The following is a 22,065-nucleotide window of genomic DNA, read 5'->3' as shown; positions in this document are numbered from 1 at the left end:
TGATTGCCTTGACGCGGTGGCCTCGCGCGATCAGCGCACGCACGACCGCGCCGCCTTGCTGGCCGGTGGCGCCTGTGACCAGTACGCTTCGTGTATTGCTCATCTGTCTTCTCCTTGTTGTGACTGATGCAGCAGAGGTAAGGCCTGTCGTATTGAACCATAATGGCCTATAATTGGAAAACATCGTGCCACACCAGGATACAATGCTCGATCTCAACGATATCATGATTTTCGCCCGCGTCGTCGAATCGGGCAGCTTCACCGCCGCCGCGCGCTTGCTCGGCATGCCGAAGACGACGGTCAGCCGCCGTATCGCCGCACTCGAGCGCGAACTCGGCATCCGGCTTCTGCAGCGCACGACCCGCAGCCTCAACCTGACGGCTTCAGGGCGTCTCTACTACGAAGAAAGCAGCCAGGCGCTGCGCACGATCGAGGGCGCCAACCAGCGGCTTGCCGAAGCGCGTTCGGAGCCTGCCGGCACGATCCGTATATCGGCGCCGGTCGGCTTCGGTGGCCACTTCCTCCAGGATGCGATCTTCGAATTTCTTTCGAGCTACCCGAAGACGAGCGTCGAGCTGCGCCTGACCGACGACAGGCTGAACCTCGTCGAAAGCGGTATAGACCTCGCCTTCCGCACCGGCGTCCTCGAAGATTCTACCTTGGTGGCCCGCAAACTCGGTTCGATGCACCGCCTTCTCTGCGCAAACCCGGACTATCTCGCCCGCTGCGGCCCACCTGGTGTGCCTGAAGATCTCGCCCGCCACGACTGCGTCATCGCCGGCCAGGCCACACATGCGCAATGGTTGCTGGAAGGGCCGCACGGTCAGGAAACGGTCGCGGTTTCGGGCCGCTTCGCCGCCAACGAGATGCAGGCGGTGATGGCCGCCGCGATCGCCGGCCATGGCATCGCCCAATTGCCGCACCGATTCGCCGAAGCCTGCATCAAGGACGGGCGGCTGCGCCGCGTTCTCGACGGCTATACGACCCCGGCCGGCGGCTTGCATGTCGTCTATCCCAGCAGCCGACACCTGCCGCCTTTGGTCAAGGCATTCATCGAACTGGCCGTCAGACGGCTGAACGCCACGGGAATCGGCGGCGGCGATGATTTCGCGATCGTCTCGCGCTAGACCAGGATGTCGTCCGAAAACCGCTCACACTTTTCGGCATCATGCTCTAGGAAATCCGCCCGCTCTCGCGCCGTCACACCTCTTTCAGCACCACCTTGCTGTCGAGGCTTCCGATCAAGGTCGCGCTCGCCTGGTTGAGGCCCACGACCTCCACGGCGATGCCGTGCGCCCTGAACCGTTGAACGACCTTGTCGAGTGCGGCAACGGCGGTGATGTCCCAGAAATGTGCCTCGGACACGTCGATCAGCACAGACCTGCCGATCGCGTCCTGAACGTCGAAGGCTTCGACGAAGACGTCGGCGGAGGCAAAGAACACTTGGCCGGACACGCGATAGGTCAACCGCCCGGCAGCTTGGTCGGGCGCCACGTCAACGCGCAGCAGGCCGGCAACCTTGAAGGTGAAGAACACGCCGCTGAGCAGCACGCCGACCGTCACCCCGAGCGCCAGATTGGCGGTGAAGACGGTGACGAGGACGGTTGCCACCATGACGGCGCTCGACATCCTGGGATGAACCACAACGGATCTAAGCGACGACCAGTCGAACGTGTCGATCGACACCATGACCATGATCGCCACCAGCGCGGCGACCGGAACCTCCGACACCCACGGCTTCAGGAGCACCATCAGGATCAGCAGGAACGCGCCGGCAAACAGCGTGGAGAGCCGGCCGCGCCCGCCATATTTCACGTTGCTCACCGTCTGGCCGATCATGCCGCAGCCGGCGATGCCTCCGAACAGGCTCGCGGCCGCGTTGGCGAGGCCGAGACCAGTGCATTCACGGTTCTTCGAGCTTGGCGTATCCGTGAGATCGTCGACGACGCTCGCCGTCATCATCGATTCCAGCAACCCGACCATGGCGATGGCAAATGCAGGTCCGGCGATGATCCGAAACGTTTCAACCGTCAGCGGCACCGCCGGCCAGCCGAAAACAGGCAGCGAATCCGGCAGCTTGCCGAGGTCGGCGACGGTGAGAACGGGAAGTCCGAGCGCCATCGAAGCGACGGTCAGGATCAGGATGCAGATCAGCGGCGACGGGATCGCGGTGGTGATCCGCGGCGTCAGGTAAATGATGACAAGCCCGGCAATCAGCACGGCATATTCCATCCAGCCGGCGCCGACAATATGCGGCATCTGCGCGGCAAAGATCAGAATAGCCAGCGCATTGACGAAGCCGGTGCGGACGGATTTCGACACGAAGCGCATCAACACGCCAAGCCGCAGCAGGCCGAAGGCGATCTGGATTAACCCCGCCACCAGCCCGGCCGCAAAGAGATAGGGCAAGCCGTGGGCATGCACCAGCGGTGCCGCGACCAGCGCCACCGATCCGGCGGCGGCCGAAATCATCGCCGGGCGTCCGCCGGTAAAGGCGATGACGATGCCGATCACGAAAGAGGCGAACAGCCCGACCTCGGGATCGACCCCGGCCACGAACGAGAAAGCGATCACCTCGGGGATCAGAGCGAATGTCGCCACCGCTCCGGCAAGCATTTCGCGCATGGGATTGGCGGACCAATCACGACGGACGGAGGAAAGCAGCATAGGATGGATTCTCGCAAAGCACGGCCGGACCCGCTCTGCCGAGCGGTCGCGTAATGGCATGCAGGTTTTGCGTTGTCTGGCGGATCGGCGGCCAGAAGAGCCACCCGGGGTCTCACCGGGTCCGTGGTGAATGCGTGATGTATAGACGAGATATTTATCGCAGTGCAACATTCAATTGCGCTGAAATGTGAAACGCAGAAGTCGACGGGCAGCCTCAGACACCCAAAGCGCGCGCTGCCTGCGCCTCTCTGGATTGCGGAGCCCTCACTGCCAGAGGAAGTCCGGCCCGGTGCTCTGCGACGTCAGCTTGAGCGTCCCGTCCGGCTGAACGACATAGGTCTCGAACACACGGTAACCGAAATCGCCAAGAAAGGTATTCTTGACCACCGTTCCCGGACGATAGGGCGAATGGAGGACCTTTCCGCCATAGGTGAGGCTGCCCGGAAGCGGCTGCGGATCCCCTGCGCTGGCGCAGGCCGAGAGGGCGAAAAGAACGCCAATGAGCGCGTATTTCATCCGGACTATCTCCTCGGGCAGGCAGTAGCGGCCTGAACGACGTCGATCTCCTTCTTACCACAACGCAGCTTGCTGCTGTTCACAAAGCAGCCTTGCTGCTGTCGAAGTTTTTGCGTCGCTGCTCCGCCCGCGAGAGTGCGCTGGCGATCCTCTCATCGGTGAAGGGCTTGGAGATCACATCAAGCGCGCCTTCGATACCGTGACCGACATTCTCGGGACTACCGGTCACGAAGATGACGTCAACCCGATGTCGGTCGATCAACCGGCGCGCGAGCTGAGCGCCGCTCAGCCCGTCGGAGAGACTGAGATCGACGAGCGCGACATCACTTCTCTGAGCGTGGGCGAGAGCCTGCTCCACCGTCGAAACCGGGCCGATGGTCTGGTGTCCAGCCTCTTGCGCAATGCGTTCGAGTTCCAGAGCGATAAAATTCTCGTCTTCAACAATCATGACTTTCATGAATAAGCCTCCTCATAGACGGGCTGTTAGGCGCACTACCGGTAGCGGGTACAACGCAACCGTCCCCGGAATGTTTCCACTTTGAGAAGAAAAATTTGTCGATCGGCGGGCAGCGCCGCGTTACCGGTTCTGCTATTGGTCCTTGTGGAGGAACCAGCCGATGGCGCGGTCGCTCCGGCATCGGGAAAGCGGCAATTGCCGCACGGAATGAATCCGGGTGATCGCCCCTTCGTCATCCGTATCGACGTTCATACAGGCGCAGGCATAGCCGTGACCGGCATTCGTGTAGACATATTCGCCGTTCGTCAGGTCGGGAATCTCATCCATTCCCTCAGCCGCGGGACCGCCTGTATTGTCCATGATGCCCCAGCCGCCATCGGCATCGTTCAGCGACCAGGTTCGTGTGGCGGGATTATCCAGCCAGCCGCAGCGCTGTTCGGCTTGCGCCGCGGCGGGCGTCAGAATCATCATCAGAACAAGCACATGCAATCTTCTCATCGGCCCCTCCGCGTCGCCGGCCACTATGCATGGGCCGTGAGCGGCAAGGCAACGGCTCTATGGTGGGCGACGCGAAGATTCGGCGGCGCGGCACGACGGATCGGAGCTCCCCGGCCGCAATCCGCCGCGCTCACGATTTCTCGCTTGCGCTCTCGGCCCGAAACGCCGCCTCTCCTGCATCTGACACCTCGACCCATTTCTTATCGGGCTCGGCGTCCGGCATATAGCTGTCGTGCCAGTTCCACCACTTGTAGGTCGGGGTCTGGGGATAGCCCTTCGGCGAATCCTCCCAGACCTCCTGGCGTCCGAGCGGCGTGATGTCGAGGTAGTTCCAGGTGCCACCCATCTGCTCGTCGCCGCGGTTGTTGATGAAATAGGTGCGGAAGATGCGCTCGCCGTCGCGGTAGAACACGTTGGTGCCGTGCCACTCGTCGACGCCGAAGTCCTTGTCGAAGCTGTCGGTGATCGTGACCCACGGCATCGTCCAGCCCATCCGCGCCTTCAGCCGTGCAATGTCGGCCTGCGGCGCGCGCGAGGCGAAGACCAGCGTCGTGTCGCGGGCGTTGAGATGGGCGACATGGGCGACCTGGTCAGCTACCATCGAGCAGCCGCGGCAGGCATGTTCTGGCCAGCCGAACACGCCGGGCTCGTAGAAGGCGCGGTAGAGGATGAGCTGGTGTCTGTTGTCGAACAGGTCGAGCAGGCTGACCTTGCCCTGAGGTCCGTCAAACGCATAGCCCTTCTCGACAGCCATCCACGGCATGCGTCGGCGCTCGGCGGCCAGCGCGTCGCGGGCGCGGGTCTCAGCCTTTTCCTTCACGAGCAGTTGCTCGCGCGCCGCCTCCCAAGCCTGCGGCGACACGACCGGTGGTTTATGCATGGCTTGTCCGCCTTTTCCATTCTCGGCTGAAACAGTCATGGCTTTCAATCTCCTCATTAGGGCGATTTCCCGGGCTTGGAAGCCGGTTCATCGCGCATTGGTCTGAGATAGTTTCGCATCGGAAATCAAACAGGGGGAGTAACAAGTGTGACCGTATTCCCTGGAGCCGTCGCTCACAGCCGTGGCGCGTGCGTGGTGCTGGCCGGGAGCGCGTCCATTAGCGTAATCTTGTTTACGAATGGGCCGCGTGCTAGAACGCAACACGGCGCATACGAACCCTGATCAAACCGAGATCGTGCCCGTGAATGTTTTTATCGCGACTGTTGCTGCGCTTATCATTGGCGTTATGCCCTCATGGGCAGGTCCTTTGCACGACGCGGCCAAGGACGGCGATATCGCCCGCGTCACACAGTTGCTGAGCCAGAGCTCCGATCTGTCGGAGCCCGATGAGGCGGGCGAGCCGGCGCTGATTATCGCGTCATTGGCGGGCCGTGCCGATGTCGTCGCTCTTTTGCTGGATCGCGGCGCCGACATCGAAGTTCGCAACAAGGGTGGGCTGACGGCACTGCATGCGGCAGCCTATGGAGGAAATCTGGAGGTGGTGAAACTGCTTGTCGCAGAGGGAGCTGATGTCAACGACAGGAAGAATTTCTATCAGATGTCGCCGCTGCACGGCGCCGCCGAAGAAGGCCGTACCGAGATAGTGGCTTTTCTCTTGACCAATAATGCGGATGTCGAAGCGACGGAAAGAAACGGGTACACGCCTCTCACTCAAGCCGGGTGGCGGGCGCATTGGGATACGGCCAAATTACTCATGGAAGCCGGTGCTGTTTGCCAGAAAGCCGAGCTTGTGGGCGAACCGCTCTACAAGGAATGCACCAAACGGCAATAGCATTTCGCTTGAGGTAACAGACCGCGTCCGGGAACGGAGCTTGTTATGTCTTATCATGTGCAAAAATGCGGCCATGTGCAAAAATACGGAAAGCGCATGGGCGTGGCTGTTGGCGCTGCGGCCATGCTGCTTTCCTTCCTTCAGCCCCCCTTCACTCAGGTTATGGCGGCGGAAGATCTCGTCAATACCGGCTATTTCGGCGATGTCGCGATCAAGGGCTATGACCCGGTCGCCTATTTCACTGAAAACCAGGCCATCGAAGGATCCGAGACATATTCCTACCACTGGCTTGGCGCGACCTGGTATTTCGCCAGCGCTAGAAATCGCGATCTCTTCAAGGGCGATCCGTCCAGATATGCGCCGCAATATGGCGGCTATTGCGCCGACGGCGTGTCTTTCGGGACAGTGACCACCAATATCGATCCCAAGGCCTGGCGGATCATCGATGGCAAACTGTATCTGAGCTATGATCCCGGGGCTGCAGAAGGCATGGAGAAGAACCCGACCAAGGTGACCGACTCGAAGAAACATTGGTCCGAGGTTCAGCAGACACTGATTTCGGAGAAGATGCATACCGTCTGGCAGCAACCGGCTACGAAATGAAGCCGCCATGCCTGGCCCCTCAGGGTGCGGGTGAAAAGAATGTCAGGGCGCGCGGCGTCACATGTATGTACTGCCTGTTGCCCTGCTCACCCGACGTGTTGCGGTAAACATATCCGCACACCATCCGGTCGAGGAAATAGCCGTCGAATTTTTCGCAGATTCTGTCGCCCCGCACCTCGACCATGCCGGTGATGTTGGTATTCGCGCTGCGATAGGCGGTATTTCCGGCCTTGTCGAAATACTGGATGAAATCCGTGCCGTTCTTGTGTTTGCCGGTCCAGCTCTTGCCGTCGACGAGATTGCGCAGCTCTGCCTCGCCGAGCCTGTCGGCTTGATTGCCTGTAAAACCGAAGGGCCATTCGGGAATGCCGGCCTTGCGCAATCCGGCCAGATGGCGCTGCAGATCGCCGTCCCGCCAGTAATCATAGAGATAACCGTAATAGGTGAGATTGCTTTCCGGGAAGAGTTCCAGCAGCTTTGCCGTCTCCGCCGCTGCCTTGGTTTCATTGCCCTGATCCGCATAGGCCGCCGCCAGATATTCGCGTGCCGGCTCGACCTTCGGCAGGCCGGCGAGCGTCGGCTCTATCAGCGAGATCGCGCGCCGATCGTCGCCTGCGGTGTAAAAGACGATCCCCGCCAGCAGCTGAAAGCTCGACGCCGGCGAAGGGTCGAGCCGCAAAGCTTTTTCCATCTCAGTGACGGCCTGCCCGCTGCTTCCGGTGTGGACCAGGATGAGAGCGAGGTTGGCGGCGGCCTCCGCATCGTTCGGCTCCATCGCAACCGCCATGCTGGCGGAATTCCTGGCCTCCGTCTCGCGCCCGTCCACCCATTGCAGCAGGGCAAGAACGGTGTGCGCCCTGGCATTGCTGGGATCCAGCTTGAGAGCCTGCCCGGCGGCGTCATAGGCAATCTTGCGAGCGACGGCGGCCGACCAGAGGTAATTATAGTCGTTGCGCCAGACATCGACGGCGACGCGGGCGATTCCCGCATGGGCATTGGCAAAGCCCGGATCAAGGTCGATCGCCTTCTGGTAGAAGGACAAGGTCCGGCGATAGGTGTCGACATCCCTGAAGATTAAGCCCTCCTGCTCGGCCCGCATGTAATAATCATAGGCTTCGAGATTTTCGGTCGGGATCCGGGCCAGTTGATCGCGCTCGCGGGCGCTGAGCTTGACCGACAGAGCCGAGATGATCTTGCCGATCACATCGTCCTGAACGGCGAAGAGGTCGGCATATTGGCGATCATAGCGCTCGGCCCAGAGCGACAAGCCGGTGACCGCGTCGATCAGTTTGACATTGATCCGCAGTCGTGGCCCGGCACGCTGCAAGGTCCCTTCGAGCACGTACTGAACGCCGAGTTCGGCAGCCACATCCTGGATCTTGCCGACGGAGTCCTGGATGGCGAAGACCGAATGGCGAGCGATGACGAAGAGACCCGATACTTTGGACAATTCGGTGATCAGGTCGTCCGTCAGACCCTCTGCGAGATGGTCATGCTCGGTATCGCCGCTGACATTGATGAAAGGCAGAACCGCGACCGAGGGCCTGTCCGGCAGCGGATAGGCGAAACGTTCACCGGGCCCCGCCGGTTTTGCCGGCATCCATGGCTGCCACCAGAGTGCTGCGCCCGCAACAGCAAGGACGACGGCCGCTGCGATGCCTGCAAAGAGCCGGCGTCTCGGCAGGCGCCTCCGGTTTGTGAGGGTTTTGCCGGCAGCAGTGGGGTCAAGCAGGACGCGATAGACCCGGACCGGTTCGGTGATGCTCTTTAACCGCTGTTCGCCGAGCGAAGCGAAACCGACCGGGATTTTCGATTTCACCTGGTCGTATGTCGTGCCTGATATCGAGATGCCGCCCGGTTCCGCCAGCGCCTGTATTCGATCGGCGATATTGACGCCGTCACCCTGGATATCTTCGCCCTCGACAATGATATCACCGAGATTGATGCCGATCCGGAACTCGAGCCTGTGCTCAGGCAGCGCCGCGGCAGTCTGCGTGGTTTTCAGTTGCTGAACCTCCACTGCGCAGCGCAAGGCATCGACGACACTCTGGAATTCGACCAGCAGACCATCGCCCATGGTTTTCACCAGCCGGCCGTGATGACGCTCGATCGCCGGCTCGAAGACATCATTCTGGTCCGCCTGAAAACGCACGCGGGTGCCCTCTTCGTCGATCTGGCTCAATCGACTGTAACCGACGACATCAGCGATCAGGATTGCTGCAAGACGGCGCTCCATCCCCGGTCTTTCCTGGAGAGCGAATGTATTGTTAACAATATCCTACAGGAGGTTCCATCGCGATGCTATCGCCGCGCCGCACGATATTCAACTTGGCGGCGATTTGTCCGATAAGGATGGCGCCGGACGAAATACTTCAAGCCATCGTTGTCTTCGATCATTGGGAGAGTTGCCAAAAGCAACCGAGTATCGGAAGCTTCTTTTTTTGGCTCTCAAGCGATGGATTTGGAGATATGACGGCAGCCTCTTCCACGGAGCCAACCAGGCATGGCAGCGCAAGGATCTGCCGAGGCTGCTGGGACCAGATGCACATGCCGATTCCGATCGGCGGCCCCCTCGCTTTGCCCTTCCGCGCCTTCGGCATCACCCGCAGCAAGATGAACCCCGATATCTGCACGATTTGCGAGCGCTCCTTCCAATATGTCAAGAAGCAGCGCCAGATCACTGTCGACGCCACCATCCTGTTTGCCGATATCAGGGGCTTCACGGATCTGTCTGAGCGCATCGAGGCGGTGCAGCTGAGCGAGATCGTCAGCCTGTTCCAGGATCGCTGCGCGCAGGCGATCTGGGCACATGACGGCATCGTCAACAAGCAGATGGGCGACGGCCTGATGGCGATCTTCAATTTCCCGATCGTCAGAAAGGATCACGCCGGCGCCGCGATCCTGGCCGCGCAGGAAATCCAGCAAAACTGCGCCGTCGCGCTGAACGGTCTGGCGCTCGAGGCATTACCCGGCCGCACCCTCGGCGTCGGCGTCGGCATCCATTCCGGTGAGGTCCAGATCGGCGAATTCTCGAGCTTCCGCAGTGATTTCACCGCCATCGGCGGCGTCGTCAATCAGGCCGCGAGGCTGGAATCCCAGGCCGCGGCCGGCGAGATCCTGATCTCGGCCGAAACCGCGGCGAAGGCTCCGGATCTCACAGGCGGCTCAGAGACACGCGTCCTTACGTTGAAGGGCATCGAGCAGCCGGTGCGGGCACAGGTGCTGGCAAAACCTTGACCATCGCCCCGTCCCCAACATGGCAGCCGCGATTTCTCACGCTGTGATTGTCAAACACATCGGATTACAAGCAAGTTAATCCTCCGGAAACAAACCTCGCTTATCTCTAAGCTGTTTTGACAGCTGGGGTATCTCATGGGCAGTTTTTCTTTGTGGCACTGGTTGATCGTCTTGATCCTGATCGGCGTGCCGTTGATCTTCGTCTTCCGAAAACCGCTAGCCGGGCCGAACCGCTTCGGCGGCCTACCGCCGGCCATGGGTTTCGGCCAGGCGATCGGAAGCTTTTTCAAGAACTATGTGAACTTTAGCGGCAGAGCGAGCCGATCGGAATTCTGGTTTTCGACGCTCTTCGTCGTTCTCGTCTCCATCGCTTTGTACGCCGTTGATCGGAGCGAAACTTTGAGCCGGATCTGGTCGCTGACAACATTTCTTCCGTCGATCGCCATGGCCGCCCGACGCCTTCACGACATCAACCGAAGCGGATGGTGGCAGCTTCTTGGACTATTATTTCCTATTGGAACGGTTGTCGTCCTCGTATGGTACTGCAGGGCGTCGACAGCGGATGATTCCAGGGAAGCCGTCTTTGCTTGAGCAAAGTGTGACGATGGTCCTCGCGGACTGCGGGATACGCAGTCCGCTTAGAGACCGCCTCCTACACCCACTCCGGCAAAGAAACCCGTCGCTCGAAATACTGTTCTGCCCGGCCTGCCCCTGCAAAAAGGAGAGCCGCCGCATGGCCGTCAACCAGCGGCCCCCGGAACTCGTCGCCGACTGCCGATCGACCATTTCGATGGCCTCGATACATTCGACGACATCTCTTCCCATGGCCGCTGTGTGAGGGATCTCTGGTTTTGATCGCGTCCGAAAGGGAACCGGCGAGGCTGGCGAAGACCCCGTCTCTGCCTCAGTACTTCATGTTCCGCAGTTCCGGAAAATCATAGTAACGCAACCGTTCGTCGTGGCAGCGATAGTCATTCTTTTTCAGATACAGTATCATGTCGTGTTGCAAGCCCAGGCCGATATAGGACCAGTTTGGGGAGCCACGTTCCGTCGTTCGCGTGCAATAAGCATATATCTGCTTTTCCGGATTAAGCAGAACCACGCTGGAAATCTCGGCCTTCACGAAGTTCCCCGGTTTAATGGTCCCCCGCAGAGCATCGACGTACTCGCGTCGAACTGCGCTGGAGGGCGGGCGCTGGGAATCTGCAACGGATTGCGGCGTCGCAGTTTGGCAGCCGGCCAGTGCCAGCAGGGCAGCGTAAGCAAGGAACTTAATCTTCATTCAGTTGAACCTCCTGTATCAAGGTCGATAGATCGAGTTTTCCAAAAGGCGATGGCTGCAAGCAGCAGCGTCACAGCCTGTCCTTCGAGGCTCCGCCCTGCGGGCTGCTCACTTCCGCATGAGGAAGGTTGGAGGATGCCGCGCCTTCGGGACGCTGGAAGCATGTCGCGCCGCCGCTCAACAAAGCCTCGAACGGCGACGCGGCCGGAGCCTTCGCCCCTGCGTCAGGTCTTCATGCCGGTCAACTCGGTAAACGGATAATAGCGCAGCCGCTTGTCGCGGCAGCGATCGTCATTCGCCGTCGCGCCTAATATTTTGCCATCCGTGAAGGAGACGCCGAGATAGGCCCAGTCTCCCCAGCTGCGCTTGGGCACCACCCGCACACAGTAAGCATAAGTCTTTTTCTCGGGCTCAAGCAGAACCACGCTGGAAATGCGGGCCCATACGACTTCTCCTGCTTCGTGCCTGTAGCTTCTCTTGAACACGATGTTGATGAAATTCTGCCGGACGTCACTCGAGGGAGGACGCTGGGAATCTGCAACAGATTGCGACACAGGGGCATTGCAGCCGGCGAGAGCCAGCAGCGCGGCGTAAACAAGGACTTTCATTTTCATTCAGCTGAGTCCCTAAAAGAATCGGAGCGCAAATAAACGCTGTGTATTCCCACAAACACAGCGAGAATAATATTTGCAATACATCATGGGAAAATTGCTGCAGCTGCGGGATACCCGCTGCGTGACGCGGATATATCAGTGTTGGCTCACCTACACTGATGGATTCAAAACAGAGCTTCCGGCACCATCTTCATCATCATCGTTGATCACCACCCCGGCTTCCAGCGCCGCCAGGATAAAGGCCTGCCGCACCGTCTCGGCCGGCATCCGCCCGGCAAGCCAGGCGCGGCAGAAATCGATCGCCCTCTGCTGATGGACGCCGCCATTGACCGGCCAGTCTGAGACGAGTGCATACAGCGCGTCCTGCGGTGAGCGCAAAACCAGCCGTTCGCCGGTATCGAGGTCGATCGAGATGGAGTTTTCCCAGAAGGCAGAATGATCGCTAATGGCAGTAGCACCTAGAGGTGAAGTGACTGGAAATTAACTGCGCGAGGCCGATCTCGGTTCCAGTGCAGGGCCGAATGATCGCGGTCGGACATCACGGGCGCCGGTAATCCATTCCAGGGGAGGCAATGGCCGCCAGCAGCCACGTTGCGGCGCGTGCTTCGAGGCTTCACCCTGCGGGCTGCGCACCTCAGCATGAGGAGCGTCGGAGTATGCGGTAGCAGAACAGCCGGCGCTGAAGGAATGTCGCGCCAGCGCCCAAGAGAGCCTCACCCAGAGGCACCTCGAAGGGCGGGGCGGGCGCTCCACCTCGCAGCGCCATAAATTTCGCAACTGTTGAACCAATCCGAACACACAGTTCGTTTCCCTTTTGTACTCTTTCCCTCTTCCCCTTCGCGCTGACTCTCTCCAGATTCCCGCCATGGCCAGATCTCCCAAGAAATCCCCCGCCCCGAATGGCTTCGAGGAAGCCCCTCAATCGTCTTTTGAGGGCGCGCCGCTTTTCGGCTCGGTTTACCGGCTTCGTAAGCGACCGTAACCAATTCGTCCTCAGCCTGTGTCAGGTCAATCCGTCGGGTGGTCCGGAGCTTCGCCACCTTTGCGATTCCGGCAGTGGCGCTAGTGGAGGTCCGCTCTTGACCACGACGGCGACCGGACGCGCGGCGGTCGTCGGAATTCACCTGGGCAATGGCGAACAAGGGAAACGCGCTCTCCGTGCAGATATCATCCGTCAGAGCGCGGCAGTCAAAGCTGCGGTCGGAGATCTTCCCACAATTGATATCCGGAGTTTCCATGATAGCCGCTACGCCTACCGCCCCGGTAGTTTCCGCGCTTGACCTCCGCGCACGGCCTCTACCTAAAAGCCCGACTGCTATGCAAAGGAGGCTCCGGTGTCGGTACCCATTGAGGACTACGCGCTCATCGGCGATTGCGAAACCGCCGCACTCGTCTCGAAGAACGGCTCGATCGACTGGCTCTGTTTTCCGCGCTTCGATTCCCCCGCCTGTTTTGCCGCCCTGCTCGGCGCCGAGGATAACGGCTTCTGGTCGCTGTCACCGTCAGGTGAAAATGTCCACGTCACGCGCCGCTACCGCAACGATACGCTCATTCTCGAAACCGAGTTTCAGACAGAGGCCGGCACCGCCGTTCTCATCGACTTCATGCCGCTTCGCGATGGCACGAGCGATCTGATGCGCATCGTCGAGGGCAAGAGCGGCACTGTCGCCTTCGATATGGAGCTCAACCTTCGCTTCGATTACGGCCGAACCGTTCCCTGGGTCACGCATGGCGAGGATGGCGGCATCACCGCCATTGCCGGCCCGGACAGGCTAACCCTGAAGTGCGCCGTCCCGCTCGAAGGCCGCGGCCTGAGCACGGTCGGCTCCTTCCAGGTTGCCGCTGGCGAGAGCCAGATCTTCATCCTGACCTGGTCCCCCTCGCATATGCCGCAGCCGGCTCGGCGGCAGGTGGAATATGCGCTGCCGGACACGGAGGAATTCTGGCAATCCTTTGCCGCGACCTGCCCGAAAGTAGGCCGGTGGACGGAACAGGTCAAACGCTCGCTCATCACGCTCAAGGCACTGACCTACATGCCGACCGGCGGCATCGTCGCCGCGGCGACAACCTCCCTGCCGGAAAAGATCGGCGGGCCGCGCAACTGGGACTACCGCTATTGCTGGCTGCGCGACGCGACGCTGACCCTGCTCGCCCTGATGAAACTCGGCTATTACGAGGAAGCCAGCGCCTGGCGCAAGTGGTTGCTGCGGGCGGTCGCCGGCGCCCCGGCGCAGATGCAGATCATGTATGGCGTCGCCGGCGAGCGCAATCTGCTGGAATGGCAGGTTCCCTGGCTGAGTGGCTACGAGGGCTCGACACCCGTACGCATCGGCAATGCCGCTGCCGAACAGGTGCAGCTCGATGTCTATGGCGAGGTGGCCGACGCCATACTGCAGGCCCGCAAGGGCGGGCTTCCGCCGCATCACCGCGAACGCGAACTGGCGGCGGCCATTCTGCCCTTTCTCGAAAAAATCTGGGTGGAGCCCGATGAAGGCATCTGGGAGGTGCGCGGCCAGCGCCAGCATTTCACCTATTCGAAGGTCATGGCCTGGGTGGCCTTCGACCGCGCCGTCCAGATTGCCGAGGCGGACGGCGAGCCCGAGGCCGCCGCACGTTGGCGCACGCTCGCAGATCACATCCATGCCGAGGTTTGCGAGAAGGCTTTCGATCCCGAACTCGGCTGTTTCGTGCAGGCCTACGGCTCCAAGGCGCTTGATGCCAGCCTGCTGCATCTCGGCATGGTCGGCTTCATCCCGCCTGATGATCCGCGCTATGTCGCGACAGTCGAGGCGATCGAGCGCAAGCTGCTGCGCGATGGCCTGCTGCTGCGCTACGAGACGCAGGAGGTGGACGACGGCCTGCCGCCAGGCGAAGGCGCGTTCCTCGCTTGCAGCTTCTGGCTCGTCGACGCCCTCGGCATGATCGGCCGCCGCGACGATGCGCTGCGCCTGTTCGAGCGGCTGCTTTCTATCTGCAACGATGTCGGGCTTCTGGCGGAAGAATATGATCCCGCCGCCCGCCGCATGCTCGGCAACTTCCCGCAGGCCTTCAGCCATGTCGGGTTGATCAACAGTGCGTTGAACCTCGCGCGGCTGGAGGGGCCGGCGGACCAGCGTTCGGCTTGATGATATGCTCTGCTTGGTTATTGGGAGACCGGCGGAAGAACACTTGGCGTAGTGGTGAGGCAGCGGCGGCGACATCCCTCCACCCCCATTCCTGTACTTTGTCACAGGAATGGGGGAAGCTGCCGTCGCCGTCACTGCCCAAGGCAAGGTTAGCGCCCTTAAGAGACACCACCCCACTATTCAAAAATCCGAACGATTCATTCGTTTCCCTTTTGTACTCTTTCCCTCTTCACTTTCGCGCTGACTCTCTCCATATTCGCGCCATGGCCAAATCTCCGAAGAAATCCCCCGCCCCGAATGGCTTCGAGGAAGCCCCTCAATCGTCTTTTGAGGGAGCCCCCCTCTCAGGCTCGGTTGCCGATTGGGTGAAGCAGCTGGAGGCCGATGCCGAAACCTCGGGCGTCGAGACCCAGCGCCAGATTGCCTCCAAGGCCGGCAAACATCGCAAGAAGGTGGAAATCGCCGCCAGGACGAAAACCAGCGACGGCGGCGTCAGCGCGTCGAAATCGGCGCGCGGCACCTCCATGGGCGGCTCGACCGACCCGAAGACACGTGCCGCCGCCGGCCTCAATCCCGTGTCGGGCATGGATACGACGCTGGAAGAAGCCTCGTCGCTGCAGGCCGGCACCGCCGTCACTGCCACGGTCGAGGCGCTGTCGGCGCTGATCGAGAGCGGCAATCCGCTGCACAAGAACGGCAAGATCTGGACACCGCACCGCCCTGCCCGGCCCCACAAATCCGAAGGCGGCATCGCCATCCGCATGCAGTCGGATTACGAGCCGGCCGGCGATCAGCCGACCGCCATCCGCGATCTCGTCGAAGGCCTGGAGAATGGCGACCGCAGCCAGGTGTTGCTCGGCGTCACCGGCTCCGGCAAGACCTTCACCATGGCCAAGGTGATCGAGGCGACGCAGCGCCCGGCCGTCATCCTGGCGCCGAACAAGACGCTGGCCGCCCAGCTCTATTCCGAATTCAAGAACTTTTTCCCCGACAATGCGGTGGAATATTTCGTTTCCTACTACGATTATTACCAGCCGGAAGCCTATGTGCCGCGCTCCGACACCTACATCGAGAAGGAATCCTCGATCAACGAGCAGATCGACCGCATGCGCCACTCGGCGACGCGCTCGCTGCTCGAACGCGACGACTGCATCATCGTCGCCTCGGTCTCCTGCATCTATGGTATCGGCTCGGTCGAGACCTATACGGCGATGACCTTCCAGATGTCGGTCGGCGACCGGCTCGACCAGCGCCAGCTGCTGGCCGACCTCGTGGCCCAGCAATACAAGCGCCGCGATATGGATTTCACCCGTGGTTCCTTCCGGGTGCGCGGCGATACGATCGAGCTCTTCCCCGCCCACCTTGAGGATGCCGCCTGGCGCATCTCGATGTTCGGCGACGAGATCGACGCCATCACCGAATTCGACCCGCTCACCGGCCAGAAGGTCGGCGACCTGAAATCGGTGAAGATCTACGCCAATTCGCACTATGTCACCCCGCGCCCGACGCTGAACGGCGCCATCAAGTCGATCAAGGAGGAGCTCAGGCTGCGCCTGGCCGAGCTGGAAAAGGCCGGCCGCCTGCTGGAGGCCCAGCGCCTCGAGCAGCGCACCCGCTACGATATCGAAATGCTCGAAGCCACAGGTTCCTGCCAGGGCATCGAGAACTATTCGCGTTACCTCACCGGCCGCGACCCCGGCGATCCGCCGCCGACGCTGTTCGAATATATCCCCGACAACGCCCTCGTCTTCATCGACGAAAGCCATGTCACCGTGCCGCAGATCGGCGGCATGTACCGGGGCGACTTCAGGCGCAAAGCGACGCTGGCCGAATACGGCTTCCGCCTGCCCTCCTGCATGGACAACCGGCCGCTGCGCTTCGAGGAATGGGACGCCATGCGCCCCGACACCATCGCTGTTTCGGCCACCCCCGGCGGCTGGGAGATGGAGCAGTCGGGCGGCGTCTTCGCAGAACAGGTGATCCGCCCGACCGGCCTGATCGACCCGCCAGTCGAGGTCCGCTCGGCCCGCACTCAGGTCGACGACGTGCTCGGCGAAATCCGCGAAACCGCGGCCAAGGGCTACCGCACCCTCTGCACCGTGCTGACCAAGCGCATGGCCGAGGACCTGACCGAATATCTGCATGAGCAGGGCGTTCGCGTACGCTACATGCACTCGGACATCGACACGCTTGAACGTATCGAGATCCTCCGCGATCTCCGCCTCGGCGCCTTCGACGTGCTGGTCGGGATCAACCTTCTGCGCGAAGGCCTCGACATTCCCGAATGCGGCTTCGTCGCCATCCTCGACGCCGACAAGGAAGGTTTCCTGCGCTCGGAGACCTCGCTGATCCAGACGATCGGCCGCGCCGCGCGCAACGTCGACGGCAAGGTCATCCTCTATGCCGACCAGGTCACCGGCTCGATGAAGCGGGCGATGGAGGAAACCGGCCGCCGCCGCGAAAAGCAGATGATCTATAACCAGGAACACGGCATTACCCCGGAATCGGTCAAGGCCAGGATCTCCGACATCCTCGACTCCGTCTACGAACGCGACCACGTCCGCGCCGATATCTCCGGCGTTTCGGGCAAGGGCTTCGCCGATGGCGGCAACCTCGTCGGCAACAACCTGCAGACCCACCTCAACGCGCTCGAAAAGAGCATGCGCGACGCTGCCGCCGACCTCGACTTCGAAAAAGCCGCCCGCCTCCGCGACGAAATCAAACGCCTCAAGGCCGTGGAACTCGCCGCCATGGACGACCCGATGGCACGCGAAGAAGCGAAGGCGATGGAAGGGAAAGCGCGCAGCTCCTCCGCTCCTCCGTCAACCCAGGGCTCGACCCGGGGATCCAAGCCGGCAACCGAGATGCAAACCTCCTATTTCGCCAAACCCTCCATCGACGACATGGGGCCAGGCACCGACACCACCACCCCCCTCTTCCGCAAGCCCGCCTTGGACGAGATGGGCCGCGACATCGCCGAACCCGCAAAGAAGACTCTCTTCCGCAAAAACGACCTCGACGAAATGACCGTCGGCCGAACGGAAAAGCCCGTCATTGGGGCGCTGCCGGAAAAGCCGGAAGCCGCCAAGGGCACGAAGCGGTTTTCACCGCTGCTTGAAGGCCAGCCGGAGCGCGATGACGTGCGGCCGGTCGTGCGCGGGAAGACGGGCGTGGGCAGTTATGAGGACCCGGGCGAGCAGAAGCGCAAGGGGCGGACGAAGGGGAAGACCGGGCGGCCGGGACGGTGAGGCTGCCAAACGTCTGCCACTCAGTTGGTCGTCGATCAAATGGTTCATCGTATCGGCCGGTCAGCAGCGCATTGTAAGGAGCAGCTTCGTAGCGACAGATGAAGTTCGCCACCGGCCTATGACAAGACGGACATGGCCCTCCACGAGCTCCAGCCCAGCGCGGCATCGACTTTCTCTGCGACAGGATATTCGAGCGACGCGACGGCCGGCTCGTCACTGTGACGGAATGAGCTCGCGACGCCGACGTGGCCCGTTATCGGGAAGGCCTCCGCGCCATGCTCCGCTGAATGAAGGGAACCGCCAATGCCAGAACTCCGCATCGACCCCTTCCCCTCCGCTGGCGAATTCAACGCCCTCTGGTCCGCCGCCTGGGGCGCGCCCGCCCCGCGCGAATTCACCCCCATCCTGTCCCGCAGCCTCGCCCCTATCGGCGCCTACCACGACAACCAGCTCGTCGGCTTCGTCAACGTCGCATGGGACGGCGGCATCCATGCCTTCATCCTCGACACCTCGGTTCACCCTGATATGCGAAGGCAGGGGATCGCGACGCGTCTGGTCAGGGAGGCGACGCGGATTGCGCGGGAGCGGGGCGCCGAATGGCTGCATGTCGATTTCGAGCCGCACCTGACCGGCTTCTACCGCGCCTGCGGCTTCAGACCCACGGAAGCAGGCCTCATCAAGCTGATGTGAGGTCTCCCGCGCGGGAAGCCTGAACAAGTCGAAGCCAACACCAACCTGCGATAGTGACGCGAATGGTCGCGCGGCGCAGCACCTACCGAAGAACCCGCTGAAAACACAATTTTCGCGAGAGCATCCCACCCGAAAATGAAAGATAATACTATTTATGAAACCAAAGCATGGCTTTGAGTTCTCAAATTAAAATTCGTTTCCTCAGTATTTCATCCTTAGTTTTTCATTAAAAAAGCAATGAAAAGACACAATTTTGCATTGAAAACTTATTCGGGGATTGGCATAGATCCCCAGGGGGTTGTCGTCCGTTGAAGCTGCAAGAACAGTTCTACTGAGGATTTCTCATTTTCATAGAATGCAACGCATCTTTTTGGAAAGTTTAATATGGCCTTGAATATTCTAGACACGAACGGCGCGACGATTACCAAGACCGGCGCCGAATTCGAAGTTTACGACGTTATCCGGGACTCCGCCGCAAATCCTTCCTCGCCTGTCACTTTGATTGTCTCGGATTCCGGCGTGGCCGATCTGGCCGATGAACTGGATTCGGTCTCCGCGAGGGTGACTGGTTCGAGCAACGGCAGCACGATAACGACGGGAAAAGGCAACGACACGCTGCTGGGTGGTGACGGCGCGGACACGCTGAACGGCGGCGCCGGCGACGACACGATCAACGGTAATGGCGGCAACGACAAACTGATCGGCGGCGGCGGCAACGATAGGATCACTGATGGTGGTTTTCCCGTCTTTCTGCCGGGACCTGGCGGCCCGCAGCCGGAGCTCATCGACATTGACGCCGGCGCTGGCGACGATTCCATAACCATAGACAGACTCGCGTTACAGATTTCAGGAACAATCGATGGCGGCACCGGGATCGATACGCTGCAAGCCCCATCGCTCCAGGGCCTGACGATCAAGAATATCGAAATCCTTGATACGGGGTTTTCGCAGGTTCGCGGTTCGAGCGCACAGTTCGAAAGCTTTGATAAGATCGTCGGCTCGAGCGATCCATTTTTTAATATTCGTCCGTCATTGACGGTGACCGACAGCACCCACCTCGATCTTTCCGACGAATTGGGAGCCCGTGGGGCTTTCATTACCGGCTATGACGGCGTTGACGCCAAGACCGGCAGTGGCGACGACGAGTTTTGGGGCACCGACGTCAATGATATTTTCGACGGCAGCGGCGGCAACGACCTAATCAATGGCAATGCCGGCAATGACAAATTGACCGGCGGCACCGGCAACGACACCATCAATGGCGGCGACGGGACCGACACCGCGGTCTTCTCAGGCAACTTTGCCAATTATTCCCTCGCGATCGACAATGGCAGCCGTGTCCTGACGAGCGCATTTGAGGGCACGGACAAGCTGACAGACGTCGAATTCGCGCGCTTTGCCGATGGCGTCTACAATTTCGCCACGGAAACCTTCACCGTCAACAGCACCGAGCCGGGTACTCCGCTGAATATCCTGGACACGAACGGCGCCACGATTATCAAGACCGGCGCGGAGTTCGAAGCTTACGACGTCATCCGCAACTCCGCAATCAATCCTCTCGTCCCAGTGAACCTGGTCATCTCGGATTCAGGGACGGTGGACCTTGCAGACGAACTGGGCTCAGGCTCCGCGAATGTGACGGGCTCAAGCGGCGACAATGTGATCACGACGGGTGCAGGCCAAGACAAAATCAATGGCGGTGACGGCGTAGACACGTTGAACGGCGGCGCCGGAAACGATGAGATCCGTGGCGAAACTGGCAATGACACACTGAATGGCGGCATCGGAAACGATGAGATCAATGGCGGAAATGGCAATGACACGCTGAATGGCGGTGACGGCAATGACCTGCTCTGGGGAGACGCAGGAAATGACGTCATCAGAGGCGGTGCGGGCAACGATACGATCTCAGATGGTGAGCACTTCGGCTCTACCCCGGAAGTTGTCGACATCGACGCTGGCGACGGCGACGATGCTATCACCTTACAATTCGCTCCACCGCTTTCCGGAACAATCGACGGCGGTGCCGGGATTGATGCCCTGCAAGCCTCGTCGCTGCAGGGCCTAACGCTCAAGAACATCGAAGTCCTTGAAACGGTGGGATGGTCAGTTGCCGGCTCGAGCGCGCAGTTCGAAAGCTTTGACAAGATCGTCTATTCGACCGATCCGACCTTGAATTATAAAGCCGACTTGGTGTTGACGGACAGCGCCCACCTCGATCTTTCCGACGAGTTGGGAGATCGCGGGGCTTTCATTGCCGGCAATATCTCCGGCATTGACGTCAAGACCGGCGGCGGCGACGACGAGTTTACGGGCACGAACGGCAACGACATTTTCGACGGCAGTGGCGGCAACGACATCATCAATGGTAATGGCGGCAACGACAAATTGACGGGCGGCGCCGGCAACGACGCCATCAATGGCGGCGCCGGCATCGATACCGCGATCTTCTCCGGCAATTTCGCCAATTATTCCTTCGCATTGAACAATGGCGATCACATCCTGACAAGCGCCGCGGAAGGGACGGATACGCTGACAGACGTCGAATTCGCGCGCTTTGCGGATGGCGTCTACGATTTCGCCACGGAAAAGTTCACGCTCGACGGCAGCAATAGCGCGCCGACCAATATCCAGCTCTCGAAAACCGCCCTCTCCGAGGACACGCCGATCTGGACCACGGTCGGTCTGCTCAGCGCCAAGGACGCCGATGGCGACGCCCTCACCTATACGCTGATTGACGGGGCGAACGATCACTTCCGGATAAAGGGCAACCGCATCGTCACCTCGAAGGCTCTGGATTACGAGACGGATAAGTCGCACACGATCAAGGTCGCTGTTTCGGACGGCAAGGTCACCGTCCAGAAGGACATCACGATCAACGTCCTCGACGTCAACGAAGCCCCTGTCAACCAGGCCCCGACCAAGCTCGCCTTCTCGCGCGGCTCGGTCTCCGAGAATATCGCCATCGGCACCTCGGTCGGCCTCCTCACGGCGGTCGATCCGGAAGGCGGCGCCGTGAAATGGCGGCTGACGGACGATGCCGACGGCATCTTCAAGCTCGTCGGCAACAAGATCCAGACAAAGGCGGCGATCGACTACGAAAGCACTCACAGCCTGACCTTCACCGCAGAGGCCTATGACGCGGCTGGAAACGCCACCAGCCACGATTTCACGCTCGCCGTGAAGGACGTCTTCGAGCCGTCGGTTTCGAGCCTGCTGCACGACGCTTTGATCTAGTCGCAACACTGCTGCGGGACGCAGACATGCATTCCGCAGCGGGGCAGGATGCGCCAGCGTACCCGCTTAAACGAGCACCCGGCGCTGCCACTGCCCCGAGCTTCCAACCTGCGGTCGCC

Annotated in this window: 19 protein-coding genes, 1 pseudogene and 1 other annotated feature; of the genes and pseudogenes, 10 read left to right on the top strand and 10 right to left on the bottom strand. The window is 60.8% G+C overall.

The window, feature by feature from the left end; translation table 11 throughout:
* Window positions 1–103, bottom strand: a 103-nt coding sequence (locus tag MOV76_RS23735; RefSeq protein ID WP_247265406.1) for an NmrA family NAD(P)-binding protein, incomplete at its 3' end; no start/stop codon positions are given.
* Between the two features lie 100 nt (window positions 104–203).
* Here MOV76_RS23735 and MOV76_RS23730 point away from each other — a divergent pair.
* Window positions 204–1,127, top strand: coding sequence for a LysR family transcriptional regulator (locus tag MOV76_RS23730; RefSeq protein ID WP_130652613.1), 924 nt, complete (start codon window positions 204–206; stop codon window positions 1,125–1,127).
* A 73-nt stretch (window positions 1,128–1,200) separates the two neighbouring features.
* Here the strand turns inward: MOV76_RS23730 and MOV76_RS23725 are convergent, their stop codons facing one another.
* The 5 genes from MOV76_RS23725 to MOV76_RS23705 form a co-directional block, all read right to left on the bottom strand.
* Window positions 1,201–2,667 carry a SulP family inorganic anion transporter gene (locus MOV76_RS23725; protein ID WP_247265405.1) on the bottom strand — a complete coding sequence of 489 codons (1,467 nt, stop codon included), beginning with the start codon at window positions 2,665–2,667 and terminating at the stop codon, window positions 1,201–1,203.
* 70 nt (window positions 2,668–2,737) lie between these two features.
* Window positions 2,738–2,793, bottom strand: a sequence feature (sul1 is cis-regulatory element that is thought to sense ions involved in sulfur or methionine metabolism; They are found in Alphaproteobacteria).
* Between the two features lie 138 nt (window positions 2,794–2,931).
* On the bottom strand, window positions 2,932–3,183 hold the full coding sequence (locus tag MOV76_RS23720; RefSeq protein ID WP_018242499.1) for a hypothetical protein: 252 nt from the start codon (window positions 3,181–3,183) through the stop codon (window positions 2,932–2,934).
* A gap of 79 nt (window positions 3,184–3,262) precedes the next feature.
* The gene (locus tag MOV76_RS23715; protein ID WP_018447207.1) at window positions 3,263–3,640 is read right to left on the bottom strand and encodes a response regulator; all 378 of its coding nucleotides are present in this window, start codon (window positions 3,638–3,640) and stop codon (window positions 3,263–3,265) included.
* Window positions 3,641–3,772: 132 nt separating this feature from the next.
* Window positions 3,773–4,138, bottom strand: coding sequence for a DUF4087 domain-containing protein (locus MOV76_RS23710; RefSeq protein WP_018447206.1), 366 nt, complete (start codon window positions 4,136–4,138; stop codon window positions 3,773–3,775).
* Between the two features lie 130 nt (window positions 4,139–4,268).
* Window positions 4,269–5,057: a thioredoxin family protein gene (locus MOV76_RS23705; protein ID WP_018447205.1), complete on the bottom strand. Its 789-nt coding sequence runs from the start codon at window positions 5,055–5,057 to the stop codon at window positions 4,269–4,271.
* A 208-nt stretch (window positions 5,058–5,265) separates the two neighbouring features.
* Between MOV76_RS23705 and MOV76_RS23700 the strand changes: the two genes are divergently transcribed.
* The gene (locus MOV76_RS23700) at window positions 5,266–5,910 is read left to right on the top strand and encodes an ankyrin repeat domain-containing protein (RefSeq protein ID WP_247265404.1); all 645 of its coding nucleotides are present in this window, start codon (window positions 5,266–5,268) and stop codon (window positions 5,908–5,910) included.
* Window positions 5,911–6,006: 96 nt separating this feature from the next.
* Complete coding sequence (locus MOV76_RS23695; RefSeq protein ID WP_028733173.1) at window positions 6,007–6,513, top strand: YHS domain-containing (seleno)protein; 507 nt, start codon at window positions 6,007–6,009, stop codon at window positions 6,511–6,513.
* Window positions 6,514–6,532: 19 nt separating this feature from the next.
* Here MOV76_RS23695 and MOV76_RS23690 read toward each other — a convergent pair whose 3' ends face one another.
* Window positions 6,533–8,749: an adenylate/guanylate cyclase domain-containing protein gene (locus tag MOV76_RS23690; protein WP_247265403.1), complete on the bottom strand. Its 2,217-nt coding sequence runs from the start codon at window positions 8,747–8,749 to the stop codon at window positions 6,533–6,535.
* A gap of 233 nt (window positions 8,750–8,982) precedes the next feature.
* Between MOV76_RS23690 and MOV76_RS23685 the strand changes: the two genes are divergently transcribed.
* The 3 genes and pseudogenes from MOV76_RS23685 to MOV76_RS23675 all read left to right on the top strand — a co-directional run.
* Window positions 8,983–9,750, top strand: a complete 768-nt coding sequence (locus MOV76_RS23685) for an adenylate/guanylate cyclase domain-containing protein (RefSeq protein ID WP_026188432.1) — start codon at window positions 8,983–8,985, stop codon at window positions 9,748–9,750.
* A 135-nt stretch (window positions 9,751–9,885) separates the two neighbouring features.
* Window positions 9,886–10,341 carry a DUF805 domain-containing protein gene (locus MOV76_RS23680; protein WP_026188433.1) on the top strand — a complete coding sequence of 152 codons (456 nt, stop codon included), beginning with the start codon at window positions 9,886–9,888 and terminating at the stop codon, window positions 10,339–10,341.
* 14 nt (window positions 10,342–10,355) lie between these two features.
* Window positions 10,356–10,605, top strand: a pseudogene (locus MOV76_RS23675) (GFA family protein); the annotation flags it as partial.
* A gap of 49 nt (window positions 10,606–10,654) precedes the next feature.
* Here the strand turns inward: MOV76_RS23675 and MOV76_RS23670 are convergent.
* The 3 genes from MOV76_RS23670 to MOV76_RS23660 all read right to left on the bottom strand — a co-directional run bounded on the left by MOV76_RS23670 (window position 10,655) and on the right by MOV76_RS23660 (window position 12,024).
* The gene (locus MOV76_RS23670) at window positions 10,655–11,032 is read right to left on the bottom strand and encodes a hypothetical protein (protein ID WP_018242509.1); all 378 of its coding nucleotides are present in this window, start codon (window positions 11,030–11,032) and stop codon (window positions 10,655–10,657) included.
* 224 nt (window positions 11,033–11,256) lie between these two features.
* Complete coding sequence (locus tag MOV76_RS23665) at window positions 11,257–11,640, bottom strand: hypothetical protein (RefSeq protein ID WP_018242510.1); 384 nt, start codon at window positions 11,638–11,640, stop codon at window positions 11,257–11,259.
* A gap of 156 nt (window positions 11,641–11,796) precedes the next feature.
* The gene (locus tag MOV76_RS23660) at window positions 11,797–12,024 is read right to left on the bottom strand and encodes a DUF982 domain-containing protein (protein WP_018242511.1); all 228 of its coding nucleotides are present in this window, start codon (window positions 12,022–12,024) and stop codon (window positions 11,797–11,799) included.
* A 956-nt stretch (window positions 12,025–12,980) separates the two neighbouring features.
* Here MOV76_RS23660 and MOV76_RS23655 point away from each other — a divergent pair.
* The 4 genes from MOV76_RS23655 (at window position 12,981) to MOV76_RS23640 (ending at window position 21,946) form a co-directional block, all read left to right on the top strand.
* Window positions 12,981–14,771 (top strand): glycoside hydrolase family 15 protein, encoded by a 1,791-nt coding sequence (locus MOV76_RS23655; protein ID WP_247265402.1) that lies wholly within the window; start codon window positions 12,981–12,983, stop codon window positions 14,769–14,771.
* A 263-nt stretch (window positions 14,772–15,034) separates the two neighbouring features.
* Window positions 15,035–18,019, top strand: a complete 2,985-nt coding sequence (gene uvrB / locus MOV76_RS23650) for an excinuclease ABC subunit UvrB (RefSeq protein ID WP_247265401.1) — start codon at window positions 15,035–15,037, stop codon at window positions 18,017–18,019.
* Window positions 18,020–18,322: 303 nt separating this feature from the next.
* Window positions 18,323–18,709 (top strand): GNAT family N-acetyltransferase, encoded by a 387-nt coding sequence (locus MOV76_RS23645; RefSeq protein ID WP_247265400.1) that lies wholly within the window; start codon window positions 18,323–18,325, stop codon window positions 18,707–18,709.
* A 384-nt stretch (window positions 18,710–19,093) separates the two neighbouring features.
* Window positions 19,094–21,946, top strand: a complete 2,853-nt coding sequence (locus MOV76_RS23640) for a metal-binding protein (protein ID WP_247265399.1) — start codon at window positions 19,094–19,096, stop codon at window positions 21,944–21,946.
* Window positions 21,947–22,065: the final 119 nt, after the last annotated feature.

The sequence above is a fragment of the Rhizobium sp. PRIMUS64 genome, from assembly GCF_023006465.1.
Lineage (GTDB): Bacteria > Pseudomonadota > Alphaproteobacteria > Rhizobiales > Rhizobiaceae > Rhizobium > Rhizobium leguminosarum.
The sequence above is the reverse complement of the archived record's forward strand: the minus strand, read 5'-3'. Positions and strand labels throughout refer to the sequence as shown.

What these genes read in the sequence shown, in the direction of transcription:
- MOV76_RS23730 (WP_130652613.1), top strand. Translation starts at nt 204, where the DNA reads ATGCTCGATCTCAACGATATCATGATTTTCGCCCGCGTCGTCGAATCG.
- MOV76_RS23725 (WP_247265405.1), bottom strand. Translation starts at nt 2,667, where the DNA reads ATGCTGCTTTCCTCCGTCCGTCGTGATTGGTCCGCCAATCCCATGCGC.
- MOV76_RS23720 (WP_018242499.1), bottom strand. Translation starts at nt 3,183, where the DNA reads ATGAAATACGCGCTCATTGGCGTTCTTTTCGCCCTCTCGGCCTGCGCC.
- MOV76_RS23715 (WP_018447207.1), bottom strand. Translation starts at nt 3,640, where the DNA reads ATGAAAGTCATGATTGTTGAAGACGAGAATTTTATCGCTCTGGAACTC.
- MOV76_RS23710 (WP_018447206.1), bottom strand. Translation starts at nt 4,138, where the DNA reads ATGAGAAGATTGCATGTGCTTGTTCTGATGATGATTCTGACGCCCGCC.
- MOV76_RS23705 (WP_018447205.1), bottom strand. Translation starts at nt 5,057, where the DNA reads ATGACTGTTTCAGCCGAGAATGGAAAAGGCGGACAAGCCATGCATAAA.
- MOV76_RS23695 (WP_028733173.1), top strand. Translation starts at nt 6,007, where the DNA reads ATGGGCGTGGCTGTTGGCGCTGCGGCCATGCTGCTTTCCTTCCTTCAG.
- MOV76_RS23690 (WP_247265403.1), bottom strand. Translation starts at nt 8,749, where the DNA reads ATGGAGCGCCGTCTTGCAGCAATCCTGATCGCTGATGTCGTCGGTTAC.
- MOV76_RS23685 (WP_026188432.1), top strand. Translation starts at nt 8,983, where the DNA reads ATGACGGCAGCCTCTTCCACGGAGCCAACCAGGCATGGCAGCGCAAGG.
- MOV76_RS23680 (WP_026188433.1), top strand. Translation starts at nt 9,886, where the DNA reads ATGGGCAGTTTTTCTTTGTGGCACTGGTTGATCGTCTTGATCCTGATC.
- MOV76_RS23670 (WP_018242509.1), bottom strand. Translation starts at nt 11,032, where the DNA reads ATGAAGATTAAGTTCCTTGCTTACGCTGCCCTGCTGGCACTGGCCGGC.
- MOV76_RS23665 (WP_018242510.1), bottom strand. Translation starts at nt 11,640, where the DNA reads ATGAAAGTCCTTGTTTACGCCGCGCTGCTGGCTCTCGCCGGCTGCAAT.
- uvrB (WP_247265401.1), top strand. Translation starts at nt 15,035, where the DNA reads ATGGCCAAATCTCCGAAGAAATCCCCCGCCCCGAATGGCTTCGAGGAA.
- MOV76_RS23645 (WP_247265400.1), top strand. Translation starts at nt 18,323, where the DNA reads ATGCCAGAACTCCGCATCGACCCCTTCCCCTCCGCTGGCGAATTCAAC.
- MOV76_RS23640 (WP_247265399.1), top strand. Translation starts at nt 19,094, where the DNA reads ATGGCCTTGAATATTCTAGACACGAACGGCGCGACGATTACCAAGACC.